The 12,446-nt window shown below is 69.1% G+C and carries 14 protein-coding genes and 2 pseudogenes; 5 read left to right on the top strand and 11 right to left on the bottom strand.

What is annotated here, in order from left to right:
* Position 1: 1 nt before the first annotated feature.
* The 4 genes from PV796_RS07445 to PV796_RS42010 all read right to left on the bottom strand — a co-directional run bounded on the left by PV796_RS07445 (position 2) and on the right by PV796_RS42010 (position 3,335).
* On the bottom strand, positions 2–1,114 hold the full coding sequence (locus PV796_RS07445) for an ABC transporter substrate-binding protein (protein WP_274912124.1): 1,113 nt from the start codon (positions 1,112–1,114) through the stop codon (positions 2–4).
* 118 nt (positions 1,115–1,232) lie between these two features.
* Positions 1,233–2,000 (bottom strand): ABC transporter ATP-binding protein, encoded by a 768-nt coding sequence (locus PV796_RS07440; RefSeq protein ID WP_274918896.1) that lies wholly within the window; start codon positions 1,998–2,000, stop codon positions 1,233–1,235.
* A 116-nt stretch (positions 2,001–2,116) separates the two neighbouring features.
* Positions 2,117–2,992, bottom strand: coding sequence for an ABC transporter permease (locus PV796_RS07435; protein WP_274912123.1), 876 nt, complete (start codon positions 2,990–2,992; stop codon positions 2,117–2,119).
* Between the two features lie 247 nt (positions 2,993–3,239).
* Positions 3,240–3,335: a putative leader peptide gene (locus PV796_RS42010; protein ID WP_342456891.1), complete on the bottom strand. Its 96-nt coding sequence runs from the start codon at positions 3,333–3,335 to the stop codon at positions 3,240–3,242.
* Positions 3,336–3,638: 303 nt separating this feature from the next.
* Here PV796_RS42010 and PV796_RS07430 point away from each other — a divergent pair, with 303 nt between their 5' ends.
* Both PV796_RS07430 and PV796_RS07425 read left to right on the top strand, forming a co-directional pair.
* Positions 3,639–3,848 carry a hypothetical protein gene (locus PV796_RS07430; RefSeq protein ID WP_274912122.1) on the top strand — a complete coding sequence of 70 codons (210 nt, stop codon included), beginning with the start codon at positions 3,639–3,641 and terminating at the stop codon, positions 3,846–3,848.
* Between the two features lie 118 nt (positions 3,849–3,966).
* A pseudogene (locus PV796_RS07425) lies at positions 3,967–4,411 on the top strand (YjbQ family protein).
* 133 nt (positions 4,412–4,544) lie between these two features.
* Here PV796_RS07425 and PV796_RS42290 read toward each other — a convergent pair.
* The 3 genes and pseudogenes from PV796_RS42290 to PV796_RS07415 all read right to left on the bottom strand — a co-directional run bounded on the left by PV796_RS42290 (position 4,545) and on the right by PV796_RS07415 (position 5,360).
* Entirely contained in the window at positions 4,545–4,775 is a 231-nt protein-coding gene (locus PV796_RS42290; protein ID WP_446750678.1) for an integrase core domain-containing protein, read from the bottom strand.
* A gap of 59 nt (positions 4,776–4,834) precedes the next feature.
* Positions 4,835–5,005: pseudogene (locus PV796_RS42285) on the bottom strand (DDE-type integrase/transposase/recombinase); the annotation flags it as partial.
* Positions 5,006–5,228: 223 nt separating this feature from the next.
* Positions 5,229–5,360 carry a hypothetical protein gene (locus PV796_RS07415; RefSeq protein ID WP_274912120.1) on the bottom strand — a complete coding sequence of 44 codons (132 nt, stop codon included), beginning with the start codon at positions 5,358–5,360 and terminating at the stop codon, positions 5,229–5,231.
* A gap of 597 nt (positions 5,361–5,957) precedes the next feature.
* Between PV796_RS07415 and PV796_RS07410 the strand changes: the two genes are divergently transcribed.
* The 3 genes from PV796_RS07410 to PV796_RS07400 all read left to right on the top strand — a co-directional run bounded on the left by PV796_RS07410 (position 5,958) and on the right by PV796_RS07400 (position 8,621).
* Positions 5,958–6,503, top strand: coding sequence for a GNAT family N-acetyltransferase (locus PV796_RS07410; protein WP_274912119.1), 546 nt, complete (start codon positions 5,958–5,960; stop codon positions 6,501–6,503).
* Between the two features lie 727 nt (positions 6,504–7,230).
* Positions 7,231–7,512, top strand: a complete 282-nt coding sequence (locus tag PV796_RS07405; protein ID WP_274912118.1) for a hypothetical protein — start codon at positions 7,231–7,233, stop codon at positions 7,510–7,512.
* A gap of 362 nt (positions 7,513–7,874) precedes the next feature.
* Positions 7,875–8,621, top strand: coding sequence for a DUF5131 family protein (locus tag PV796_RS07400; RefSeq protein WP_274912117.1), 747 nt, complete (start codon positions 7,875–7,877; stop codon positions 8,619–8,621).
* A gap of 47 nt (positions 8,622–8,668) precedes the next feature.
* Here PV796_RS07400 and tcmP read toward each other — a convergent pair whose 3' ends face one another.
* The 4 genes from tcmP to PV796_RS07380 all read right to left on the bottom strand — a co-directional run bounded on the left by tcmP (position 8,669) and on the right by PV796_RS07380 (position 12,372).
* Positions 8,669–9,865, bottom strand: coding sequence for a three-Cys-motif partner protein TcmP (gene tcmP, locus PV796_RS07395; RefSeq protein WP_274912116.1), 1,197 nt, complete (start codon positions 9,863–9,865; stop codon positions 8,669–8,671).
* Between the two features lie 675 nt (positions 9,866–10,540).
* Complete coding sequence (locus PV796_RS07390; protein WP_274912115.1) at positions 10,541–11,056, bottom strand: hypothetical protein; 516 nt, start codon at positions 11,054–11,056, stop codon at positions 10,541–10,543.
* 348 nt (positions 11,057–11,404) lie between these two features.
* Positions 11,405–12,001, bottom strand: coding sequence for an HAAS signaling domain-containing protein (locus PV796_RS07385; protein WP_274912114.1), 597 nt, complete (start codon positions 11,999–12,001; stop codon positions 11,405–11,407).
* A complete protein-coding gene (locus PV796_RS07380) occupies positions 11,998–12,372 on the bottom strand; it encodes a PadR family transcriptional regulator (protein ID WP_274912113.1) in 375 nt (124 codons plus the stop codon). Before PV796_RS07380 ends, PV796_RS07385 begins: the two co-directional genes overlap by 4 nt.
* Positions 12,373–12,446 lie beyond the last annotated feature (74 nt).

Here is a 12,446-nt window from a genome sequence, read left to right as displayed (position 1 = left end):
ATCACTGGGCCTTTCCATAGCTACGCGGCGCCGTATCCGAAGGCGGCAGACCGCCGTTGAAGCGGGGATCGACCAACTCCCCGAAGTCGAAGGCGCGCGGGATCAGCTTCAACTGCGCGAAGGTGTCGACGATGTGTTGCTCGGAGGCGACCGCCCCCTTGTCCACGGCGACCGGAACCGCCGTTGCCCGGGTGCATCGGACCGCGTCCAGCGCCACCTTCTCCGGCAGCCCGGTCGCCGTCGCCCACGCCTTCGCCCAGGCCGACGGGTGCCTGAACACCCAGTCCTGGGCCCGCCGCAGCCGCGCCGTGTAGTCCTTCAGCGCCGCCGCCTTCGCCGTGTCGTCCAGCGCGGCGGGCGCCGCGACCTGGAAACTCAACCCGTTCACCAAGCCCTGACCAGTCGTCAGGACCCGCGCGTCCGCCTGGTCCAGCGCCTGCGCGGTGTACGGGTCCCAGATCGCCCAGGCATCGACCTTCCCCCGGGTGAACGCGGCCAACGCGTCGGCCGGTTGGAGGTAGTTGAGCGTGACGTCCTTGGGGGACAACCCCACCCGCTTCAGCGACGAGACCAACTGGAGGTGCGCGGAACTGCCCTGCGCCACCGCGATCGACTTCCCCTTCAACTGTGCGGGGGAGGTCAGCGGCGAACCCTTCTTCACCAGGATCGCCTCGCCGTCCGAGCGGCTGTGCGTCCCGGCGATCACCTTGATCTTCGAGTGCGCCGCGCCCGCGAAGACCGGCGGGGTGTTGCCGACCGCCCCGACGTCCACCGCCCCGGCGTTGACCGCCTCCAACAGTGGTGGCCCTGACGTGAACGTCGACCACTTGATCTTGTAGGGCAGGTCGGCCAGCTCGCCCGCGGCCCGCAGTATCGCCTCCGAACCCCCCTTCTGGTCACCGACGTTGAGCGTCAGCGACCCCTTGCCGTCGGTGTGTCCGCCGACCCCGTCGGCGTGCGTGGCACCCCCACAGGCGCTCAGCAACAGGGCGAGGGGGAGGGCGGCCAGGCCGAGGGCCCGTCGTCGGCGGCCCGGTGTCCGCCCGGTCGTCTGTCTGGTGGTCTGTCCGCTTGTCGGTCTTCCCGTCCGTCGGGTCGTCGGTGCCGGTGTCATGGGCGGTGTGGGTTTCATGGGGTGTGGGGTCCGTTCTGCCGTTCCGTGCAAGGGGGATGGGGGGCTGCGTTGGCGCTCGCGGTTCAGGCCGGGCCCGTGCCGCTGGGGGCCTGCGGGCTCAGACGACCGCCCGCTTCCGCGACTCCCGTGGCCCGCGCGGCGCCCCGTCCTGGGCCGCGCCCTCCGCCGGCGTCGGCGGCGCACCCGGCCCGTCGTTCTCGTCGGCCACGCCCAGCCGGCCCAGCAGCCGGGCGCGCAGCTCCGCGAACCGCGGGTCGGCGACCTCCCGCGCCCGAGGCAGCGACACCTCCGTCTCGTACGCGATCCGGCCCTCCTCCATCACCAGCACGCGATCGGCCAACAGGAGCGCCTCCTCCACGTCATGGGTGACCAGCAGCACCGCGCAGCCCCGTTCCCGCCACAGCTCGGCCACCAGCCGCTGCGCCGTGATCCGGGTCAGCGCGTCGAGCGCCCCGAACGGCTCGTCGAGCAACAGCAGATCGGGATCGCGCACCAACGCCCGCGCCAGCGAGGCCCGTTGCGCCTCACCCCCGGACAGCGTCTTCGGCCAGGCATCCGCCCGATGCCCGAGCCCGACCTCCTCCAGCGCCCGTACCGCAGCATCCCGTCGGGGTCGCCCGGGCAGCCCCAACAGCACGTTCCGCCAGACCCGCTTCCACGGCATCAACCGCGGTGCCTGGAACGCCACCGCCCGGCGCCGCGGCACCAGCACCTCGCCCCCGATCTCCCGGTCCAGCCCGGCCAACACCCGCAACAACGTCGACTTCCCGCACCCACTACGCCCCAGCAGCGCCACGAACTCACCGGCACCGATCTCCAACCCCAACCCATCGATCACCCGTCGCCGACCGAACTCCCTTACCAGTCCCCGTACATGGACCGCGGGACCGCGGGACCCCGAACGCCCCTCGGTACGGGCGACGGGGCTGCCGGGAGCGCCGGAGGTGTCGGGGGTGCTCGGAGTGCCGGGGAGGCGGGGACTCACTGCCCCGTGAACGTCGGTCGCCACTGCAACAACAACCTTTCGAGGGTGCGGACGAGGAAATCGGCGAGCAGCCCGAGGACCGCGTAGACCACCAGACAGACCACGATCACGTCGGTGCGGAAGAACTCACGTGCCTGGTTCATCAGAAAGCCCAGCCCGTCGTCGGCGTTGACCTGCTCACCGAAGACCAGCGCCAGCCAGGCGGTCGCCAACGAGTACCGCAACCCGGTCATCGCGCCCGGCAGCGCCCCGGGCAGCACCACGTGCCGGATCAGCCCCCACCGACCCAGCCCCAGCGAGGTCCCGGCCTCCACCAACTGCGCATCCACGCCCCGGATTCCGGCGTACACGTTCAGATACAGGTGGAACGCCACCCCGACCGAGATCAACGCGATCTTCGGGGCCTCCCCGATCCCCAGCCAGATGATGAAGAGCGGAATCACCCCCACCCACGGGATCGACCGCAGCATCTGCACCGTCGCGTCGACCAGGTCCTCACCCAGCCGCGACAGCCCCGACACCAACGCCAACGCGACCCCGACGACCCCGCCCAACACCAGTCCCACGACGACCCGTTGGAGCGACACCCCCATCGCCGACGGCAGCGTCCCGTCCGCGACCATCCCGCCGGCTGTCCGCGCGATGTCCACCGGCGACGCCAACATGTCGGCCGGCAGCGCCCCGCCGGAGCTCAACGCCTGCCACAACACGACCAGTCCGACCGGCCCCACGGCCCGCCGCACCCACCGCGGCACCCCACACCGCCGCGCGGACACCGGCACCACCCGGGACAACTCGACGGCACCGCCCGTCGCCCCCGACACCCCGACCGGAACCCGCCCGGCCACGGCGACCTGCCCATCACCGCTCATCGACAACCCACCCACTCACACGGGCGCCGGACCCACGCCGCACCGCACCGCGACACCACGCGCTCCCACGCAGCCATCACGCCCGGCACCAACGCACCCGACACCAAACGAAGGAACCCCAACGGACAGACACCCAGGGGGAGTTAACCCACCGGAAGCCCCCAGCCGGGACCCCCAACGACAGGCCCAACACCAGGAACCCCAACACCAGGAACCCCAACGCCAGGAACTCCGACAAGAACGAACGTCAGTAACAACAGTGGCCGCGGTGACGACACGCGGCGGACGCCACCCGCAGCAGGTCGATGTGACCGCGCGTGGTGAGCAGGGCTGACGTCAACATGCCGACGAACGTAGCCGGGTCCGCGAACCAGGGTCAAACCCCCGTCTCGCCTGCTGGACCTTTGTTTCCACGGCATTGCCGGCCCATTGCCCGCCCCGCCTCACAGTCAACTCCCGTACGTGACGCGCCTCTTCCACTTAAGGCCCCGGTGTGCACGGCGAGTGAAGAGACTGGCGATTCACGCCCCACGCCCCCCGCCACAGTGCAATCTGGACCATGACGGGGGTCATTCAAGGGATTCCCGTCGCACTGTGCGCCCTGCGCGGTGCCCTTCATCACCACAGGAAGAGGATGCTCGCCACCATGAGCAACACCCCCGGCATTGAGACCCGCGAAATTGCCGACGACGACCTCGACAACGTCGCGGGTGGTCTCTCCGTCAGCGGTTCGCTGGACGGCCTGACCGCCAAGTTCGCCCCGGGCCCCAACGGTGTGCCCGTCCTGACCGGCGGCTCCATAAAGTCCCTCAGCATCTCCGTCCAGGACATCCCGCTGGGCCCGATCGGCGGCTGAGAAACACCACCACACGTCGGCCTTCAGCACCCGTCAAGGGTCCTGAAGGCCGACGTTGTCGTATGCCCCGACACCCGTCGCGCCCTTTTCGGGAATCTTGACTTGAGAAGATCGCCCCATGCCCGAAAACTTCACGACACGAGAACTCGACATCCGAACCGGCTCACGGGAAACCGTCTACGACCTGACCCGCGCGTGCGAGTCCTTCCTCCGGGACGCCGCCCACGGACGGGACGGACTGCTCAACGTCTTCACCCCGCACGCCACCATGGGCGTGGCCCTCCTGGAAACCGGCGCCGGCAGCGACGAGGACCTCCTCTCCGCCCTCCACGACCTCCTCCCGGCCGACGACCGCTGGCAACACCGCCACGGCACCCCCGGCCACGGCCGCGACCACGTCCTCCCCGCCCTCGTCCCACCCCACGCCACCCTCCCCGTCCTCGCCGGCCATCTGGCAATTGATCTGCTTGGTCGAGTCGAGGGTTAGCAACTTGGACAAGTGTGGGGCACGCCTCCGAGGAACTCTGCTGGCGTCTTCGACGTGTATGTCGTATCAGAGCTGAAGAGTCTGGCGAAGCCGGATCCGGCGGTTACTGGCTTGTCCTAGAACGTATCGGGCTGCCCGCCAAGCGATAGGCCTTCGCGGACGATCAGGCGGTGAGCGCTCCGCTTTGGCGGACACGTTGGTCGTGTCGGTCAGGCCGTGATAGCGGCTTCGTATTCGGCGGGACTGCGGTAGCCGAGGCTGCCGTGCAGACGACGCGAGTTATACCAACCCTCGATGAAGTCGAAGACCGCCGTTCGGGCTGCGAGTGCACGGCTGGGCCATGGGTCCGTTCCGAGCAACTCCCGTTTGATGGTGGCGAAGAAGGATTCGGCGAGCGTGTTGTCCCAGCACTGGCCGGTGCGGCCGACCGAGAGCCGGATCCCGAACTGTGCACTGAGTAAGGCGAATTCGGCGCTTGTGTACAGCCCCGGTGGGAGCGAAAGGCCGCCCCACAGGCCGGACGACGCTGCCGATAGGCGGCCCTGAGGGCGTCGGAGACCAGCTCGGTCCGCAGGTCGTCGGCGGTGGCCCAGCCGATCATCCGCCGGGAGGTGATGTCGATGACCGTCGCCAGGTACAGCCAGCCCTCGTCGGTGGGGATGTAGCCCACCGGTGCGCGATCGGCCGCCGTTCACGGGTTCGTGCCGAATACGGCGGCAGCCGGGGTACGCACCAGCGCATCGACCGGAGAGTCGTAGAACAGCGCGAGCATCTGGCGCGCCATCACGCCAGGTGGCACGACGCCGGGTGGGGTGGCCTCGGCGAGAGCCGTCAGGGCAGCGTCGGCCCTGGCGGGGAGGGGCCCGATGCGCCACACCGCCTGTTCGACCTCATCAAGAGCGGGGGTAGATCGGCTCGGCGCGGATCAGCTGAAGGGCCAGGTGCGCGGCGCGGCGCCAGAACACCACCGCCCTCTCCGGGGCGTCGCACTGGTTCAGCGCCACAAGGCCTCCCAGGAGCGGCACCCACCAATCGAATGCGCCTGTCGGCCCGGGCCGACAGGTGATCGGCGCGGGCAGCGCGGACGTCGGTAGTGCCCGCCGCCCGGTGTCCTCCACCTGCCACCCGGCCGGCCACCCTGCTTCGGCGGCAGCGAACGCCACCACAGACCCCGATGATGCACGGCGGGCGCTCTTCGCGTACTGGACCCTGGAGTTGTCCGCCCTGCTACGGAGCGGCCCGTCCAGCCGTGCCGCGCTGGCCCGTCTCGTAGCGGCCGTCGACGGTGGCCTTGGGAGCGAACTCCGGGGCTGGGCGCTGCGGCAGACGAACACAGCCCGAGACTCCGGAACCGTGTTCGCCGTGTAGCGCGGAACTCAACATGCGTACGGCACCAGGCACCTTGACGGTGCGTCACATGCCGCGCAGGAGGACGGAACGCTCACATCCTGACCGCGCCAGGCCCGGCGACCGGGTGCGGGATCAGTGCCCCATATGACGAGGGACTCCGGCTGCTCATCAGCGAACGGAAGTCCCGAGCCCCGCACCGCGGTTCCCAGCGAAGTTCGGGTGGGCGCCCCTTGAGCGCCGTCAGGTGGGGCGTGTTTGCGACACTCGTCTTCATGATCAGTAGCAACGTCCCGGGGTTCACTCAGATCGTCAGCCCTCACAAGATCACTGGCGAGCTGAAGCAGGCCCTCGTGGATTGCTGGACCGAGGTGAGCAATGCGGGCGGGGCGGCCGGGTTTCCCTTCCCACCGGTGGACGTGGCCGAGGTCATCGCCGCACTCGACCGCATCATCGAGGATCTTGCCCCGACGACCAGCCGCCTGCTGATAACCCTGGCCGACGACACCGTTGCAGGCTGGCTGAACATCCGCCGCGACCCTCATCCGCTGATCACGCACTGGGGCACGCTTCACCACGTGCAGACCCGGCTCAGCATCCGGGGCCAGGGCGTAGGCGCGGCATTGATGCGTCGGGCCCATGAGGTCGCCCGTGACGAGATGGGTCTGGAGCAGCTGCACCTCGCCGCACGCGGTGGTGTCGGACTGGAAGGGTTCTACGGCCGGCTCGGCTGGAAGGAGATCGGCCGGTGGCCCGGCGCTCTACGGCTGGCCACCGGCGACGATCGCGACGAGGTCCTCATGGTCTTGTCGCCCCTGTGACACCCGCGCCGTACTGGCCCCAGTGCGCGCAGGGTTGTTCATGCCGCGAGGAGTTCGGGGCGTTCGACGTCCCTCATGTGCTCCCAGCTGCAGCGCGGTCAACCGGCGTGCACGCCGGTTGAGCGCACGTTGCTGTCTGGGCGGGGGCTACGGCACGTCCGTTGGTCACGTGGTTCGCCGCGGCGACGAGCCACGTGCGGAAGTCCAGGGCGAAGGCGCGGCGTTCAGAGTGCGAAGTCCGTCACGGAGAAGGGCGGAGAGGCCGCATCCCGGGGGGGGTGTGACGTTGGGTCAGGCTCAGATGCCGTCAGCGGGAGCTTTTCCTCTCCCCGCCTCCGGCACTGCATTCCGGGAGGCGGGGAGAACGCACCGGAGAAAATGCGTATGCCGCAAGCCTCGCCGTAGATGACGCGCTCGGCAACTTCGAGGGCTGCTCTTGTGGACCGTTCGAAGCAGGACGCACGCCGTGGCCGCTTTCGTAGCGTTGGCGGCCGGAAGGCTGACTGGCGAGGGAGCCCTCGGCCGGTGGTGCTCCGCACCGTCCTCTTGGAAGCGACGGACGGCTACCGAGCGGCAGTTGTACCCGGAGGTGACGGCCAGGGCGTGGGCACGCGAGCGGGAGTGGTAACGAGTCCGCGCTTGGCAAGCGGTCGTCGCAGCCCGCGCCGAAGCCGCGGCTGAGCGGTTCGAGGGCAACGTCTCGGTCGATCCTCCGCTGGCCCCGGTCGTGTTGCCCGCGCCCGCCCGCCGGCCCGGCCCCGTCGTGGAGCCGGAGTTCGAGGACATCGATGACGACCAGGAGATGGTTCTCAGGGACCTGACCTGCGAGCAGGTCCTGGACCGGCGCAACCGCACCGCCGCCGACCACCAGATCGTCCACGACCACATCGCTCGGTACGGCGAGCACTCAGCGCAGCGCCTGTTCACCAGGGCGTTCGTCGCAACCGTGCAGCGGCTGCCAGGCCTTGGCGACCTCGACCTTAGCTACACCCCGTGGGGGCAGGCATGAGCGGCGAAGCGATGTCCGGGGGCGGTCCGACCCACGGGTACGGCGCTCCGAGAGGGAGGTGGCGAGAAGAAGGGCAGCGGCCGGGAGGCACCCAGCGGCATCACCCGCGAGCCGGTTGTGCAGTGCGCCGGGAGGGGCGTGCACCGATGGTGCGGGCGGCGTATCGACCGTGGTCGACGGCAAGCACTAGGTTCCTGCATGGCTGAATGGAAGGTTGGAGACGTGAGGTTACGAGAGTCGATCGAGGGCGTGCGGATACCAGCACTGCTGGCGGGGTGTCCTGGCCTGAGGGGCATCGTTAGGCAGCGCACGGCGGCCGTTGTGGGGAGTGCGGCCGTGTACGTGAGTGTGGGAGGAGACCGGTGAGCGACCGCAGTTCGATCGAGTGGACCGAGGCGACCTGGAATCCGACGACCGGCTGCGACCGGGTCTCTTCCGGCTGCGACAACTGCTACGCCCTGACCCTGGCGAAGCGGCTGAGGGCGATGGGCGCGGCGAAGTACCAAAACGATGGTGACCCGCGTACGTCCGGGCCCGGGTTCGGAGTCACGCTGCACCCGGACGCCCTGGACGTCCCCTACAGGTGGAAGAGTCCGCGAACCGTGTTCGTGAACTCCATGTCCGACCTGTTCCACGCGAAGGTGCCGCTCAGCTTCGTCCGACAGGTCTTCCAGGTCATGGCCGACACTCCGCAGCACACCTACCAGGTCCTGACCAAGCGCGCCCGGCGCCTGCGGCAGGTCGCCCCGAGGCTGGAGTGGCCGGCCAACCTCTGGATGGGGGTGTCGGTGGAGACCGAGAAGGAACTGACGCGCGTCGATGATCTGCGCCAAGTTCCCGCGGCTGTGCGGTTCCTGTCCTGCGAGCCCCTGCTGGGCCCGCTGCCCGGCCTGCGCCTGGACGGCATCCACTGGGTCATCGCCGGCGGCGAGTCCGGTCCCGGGCACCGGCCTCTCGACGAGGCATGGGTAACCCAGATCCGCGACACCTGCCAGGACGCCGGCGTCGCGTTCTTCTTCAAACAGTGGGGTGGCCGCACCCCGAAGACCGGCGGTCGACTGCTGGAGGGGCGCACCTGGGACCAGATGCCGCTGCCGACGGCGGCCTGACCGACCACTTGTTCGTTGTGGCCGGCCGCAACAGGCCGGCCACACCCTCAAGCGGCGAGGTTCCCGGGGGAGACGGTGATCTCCCGAACCTTCTTCACACCCACCCCGTTGCTGGGCGTCCTGCCCTGCTCGTGCAGGAGCCGTACGGCCTGGCGCACCACCGGCTCGGTGACCTGCCCGTAGTAGGACCCGAAGACCTCCAGGGTGTGGTCGACCACCTTGATGGGGCGCCTGATCCGCGCCAGCAGCGTCGCCAGATTCTCAGCGATCGCCGGCACCGCCTTAGTCTCGACTTCCTTCGGATCCGGGCGAGTGACCGAGGCCACGGAGAACAGCGCACCATCATCGTCTTCACGGTCCTCGAGCGTCTGCCACCACGTGGTACGCGCCCGGGCCACGGTGTCACCGAAGACCCACAGGCCGTAGGGGCTGCGGGTGGCGAACACCAGCCGGTACACGGCCCGTTTGCGTGGCGAGTGCGACACCGGCACCGACTGCACGAGCATCCCGGTGCGCCGCGCCAACCGGCGGGCGTACTCGGCCGCCACGGCCTCGATGGCGTCTTCGGCCGCGCCGGCCTTGCCGCGGGCGGCCACGGCGTCGGCGAAGTACTCCCGCCACCAAGTCCCGCCACACACGTCGTCGAACCGTTGAAGGGACTTCTCGTTGCCCTTGGGGGAGCGAACGTGTCCGCCCAGGCGCCAGACGGCCATCATGCTGAAGTTCATCAACAGCTCGGTCGCCGGACGCTTCTGCGGGCGCTTGCGCGCCAAGACGTCGACGAGACGGTCCTGCGGCAGGACCAGCCCGCACGGGTCCAGGAACAGGAACAGCGGTTCCCTCACGGCGCGCGCGACGACCTGGTCGAGCACGCCGTCGACCTCACCACGATGAGCATGCGCCCTGACACCGCGAGCCAGGTAGTGCTGCACGACCGCTTGTAAGCGGTCGAACGAGCGTGCCTGGGGCTCGGAGAAGAAGCACTCCAGCGTGAGCCCAGGCCTGCCGCGCAGGTACGAGGCCACCCTCAGAGCGATCTCCGCGGACGCCGGCGCGCCGTTCTCGTAGCGGCCTTCTCCCGCGTACCCGTCGAGGTAGACCACGCGCTTGTCGTGGGACTGAGTACCCGTCATTCCCCCGAACTGCGGCAAGTACCGCTTGAGAAGATCGTGTTTGAACACGCTGGGCAGCGCTTTGTCCGCCCAGTAGCCCCCGCCCGTACCCGACGACATCGCAGCCCCCACCATCCAGCCGTATCGGTCTGATCACAGATGGTGAGTCACGATGCAACAGTCAGACAAGACCGCCGGCGACCAGAGGCAGCAGAATGCCTCCGGCTAGCTGGCGGCCAGATCCACCACACCACCAGCACTCCGGGTACGTGAGTCGCCGCTCGGGCCGAAGTGCCACCAGTGAGCCGCGAGTTGAGTTCGGACCTCGTCCCAACGCGGGTGGGAGGATCCGAAACCGACCGCCGGCTTTCAAGGACACCATCATCGAGGGCAGCACCGGCCAGCCGTGCCGCTCTCATTGGCTGATCGCCGTCTGGCTCCGAGCAGGCGGCTGCGGAACCCTGAGCATGGTCCGTAGCGATGGTTCTCGGGGGTGTGGTGGACTTCGAATTCGAGTGCGGGTGGTGCGGTACCGACTGCGTCGTCTACGGCGAGCCGACCGGGTTCTGGCGCGAGCTGTACAGAGTGCCGGACGAATGGGACTGCTGGAACTGCGACGGCACAAACATCACACCAGACCCGCCGTGGACACCAGCCGACTAGTAGCGAGCATTCCGCCTCCCTGCGCTCGGCGCGAGTTCGCGACATGGGATGCAACCTTGCGTTGGCCGGGAATCAGAGCGGGGTCCTCAGCCGTCGCCAGCAGATGACGGCACAGCCGAGGGTGATGCTCCGCGACGGCGCCTCCTACGAATCCCCGCCTGCCGCGGCGGTCAGCCGAACTCCGAGAGGATCCGCCAGCAGCACCACACGATCAACCACGGGGTCGAACCCGAGCACCGGGTTGCCCCGGTCGCCCTGTCCGGTCATCAGCACGGGCCTGCCCAGCCGGCGCCCGATCGTTCCGAGGAGGCCGCACAGGACATCCACTCCTTCCTGTCCCTGCAACTCCCGCAGGTCGACATCGAAGTCGACCTCACCGGCCGACATCGGCCAGAAGTTCACCTGCACATTCGTGACAGGCCATACCTTCAGCACGGCCGTGTCCGCGTCTGTGGGCCTCGACAACACCTCCTGCGCCGGAGGCAGGGGCATCCGAACGCAGCCTTCCGAGTACCCCCACGTCCATCCGCTCGACCGGACCAGGTCGAACACCGCCTGCCAGTCATCGACCGAGGCGTCGGTCACGGACACATCAGGCAGAGCACCCATCAGCTCAGGGTCGAAGAAGTCCCTGACGTCATCCCACAACAGATCCGGCATGCCGCCATGCTGCCCGTCCACCCGCCCAAACGCAGCTCAATTCCTTGACGAACCCCACAGCGGCCTCCCGAGCTCGAAGCAAGACCGGCGGCGTTCCTACTCTCCAAGGCCAGCAGCAGTTGTCTCAAGGCTGGCGGACCCGACCATCCGGCGGCCGTCGCCACGGAGTGCGAGGCCGAGGTCGCGCCCGGTCCGCCGGGGCGGGCGCGAGCCGCCGGGCCTCGGGTTGTGAAGGGCGCACTGGTCACGGGCCTCGTTGTGCGAGCAGACGCCGGCGAAGGCGGTGGCCACGCACAGTTGGGCGCCAGGTCGATGTACTGGTTGACCTTGATGTGCTGTCGGTCGCGCTCAGACGCGGCGGGCTCGCCAGAGCCATGCTGCCGTGCCGGCCATGAGGGCGAGCACTGCCAGGTTGGTCAGGAAGGCCGGGGTGCCGGCTGTTGGGCCGCCGCCGGAGAGGTTCGCGGTGGCGATGATGGCGGTCGGCACGACGGCGGCGAGCAGGACGCCGGTGGTCTTTTGGACGGCAGTCCAGTGCGCTGAGGTGCACAGGAATATCACGCCGGTGATGCGGAACAGGAAGCAGATCAGCGGGCCGGGTTGGGCGGGGAAGACCATGACGAAGGCCATCGTGAGGGGGAGCATCAGGAGCGGGACCAGGGGGTGCACCTTGCCGCGCCGGGCGGGTGCACCGTCACTGCGAGAGGTCGAGGCCGCGGCGGTCCCGTTCCCTGCCTCAGTCAGTGCCGTTGCCGCGATCGTGCGGGGGTCTCCCAGCTCCGCCAGGACCTTGCTGATCGTCGCATGGGGGCGTTCGGCGCGTGTCACCTCGATGTGTTCGGCGAGGTCGGCGAGGAGTTCTTGGCGGCGGTCGGCGGGCAGTGCGCAGGCTTCGCGCTCGACGGCGGAGAGGTAGTCGCGTACGGGGTCGGCGGGGGTCTTCACGTGGGATCTCCGGTGGGGGGATTGGGGTTGGTCAGGAAGGCGTCGACGGCGTTGCGGAATCCGGGCCAGAGGCGGGTGAACTCGTCGAGTGCGGCGCGGCCGTTGTCGGTGAGTGCGTAGTAGCGACGGGGCGGTCCGGAGGCGGACTCCTGCCAGGTCGTGGTGACCAGGTCGTCGCGGCGAAGCCGGGAGAGCAGCGGGTAGACCGTGCCCTGGCTGGTGGCCAGGGCGCCGGAGTCCTCCAGCGCGTGGAGGAGTTCCACGCCGTAGCGGGGGCGGTCCCGCATCAGGGCGAGTACGCAGTACTCCAGGACTCCCTTGCGCAGTTGGGCGGCTGCCCGGGCCTGCTTGGTCGAATCACCTGGTTCCATGCATTGCATGATACCTGGCGAGGCAAGTGGCTGGAGGGAGGGGATGTGGACACGCAACTGCCAGCGTCGGTCCG

It is taken from the genome of Streptomyces sp. WZ-12 (assembly GCF_028898845.1).
Lineage (GTDB): Bacteria > Actinomycetota > Actinomycetes > Streptomycetales > Streptomycetaceae > Streptomyces.
The sequence above is the reverse complement of the archived record's forward strand: the minus strand, read 5'-3'. Positions and strand labels throughout refer to the sequence as shown.

Excerpts from the sequence above, each read along its gene's own strand:
- PV796_RS07445 (WP_274912124.1), bottom strand. The coding sequence starts at position 1,114 with ATGACACCGGCACCGACGACCCGACGGACGGGAAGACCGACAAGCGGA.
- PV796_RS07435 (WP_274912123.1), bottom strand. The coding sequence starts at position 2,992 with ATGAGCGGTGATGGGCAGGTCGCCGTGGCCGGGCGGGTTCCGGTCGGG.
- PV796_RS42010 (WP_342456891.1), bottom strand. The coding sequence starts at position 3,335 with ATGTTGACGTCAGCCCTGCTCACCACGCGCGGTCACATCGACCTGCTG.
- PV796_RS07430 (WP_274912122.1), top strand. The coding sequence starts at position 3,639 with ATGAGCAACACCCCCGGCATTGAGACCCGCGAAATTGCCGACGACGAC.
- PV796_RS07410 (WP_274912119.1), top strand. The coding sequence starts at position 5,958 with ATGATCAGTAGCAACGTCCCGGGGTTCACTCAGATCGTCAGCCCTCAC.
- PV796_RS07390 (WP_274912115.1), bottom strand. The coding sequence starts at position 11,056 with ATGCCGGATCTGTTGTGGGATGACGTCAGGGACTTCTTCGACCCTGAG.
- PV796_RS07380 (WP_274912113.1), bottom strand. The coding sequence starts at position 12,372 with ATGGAACCAGGTGATTCGACCAAGCAGGCCCGGGCAGCCGCCCAACTG.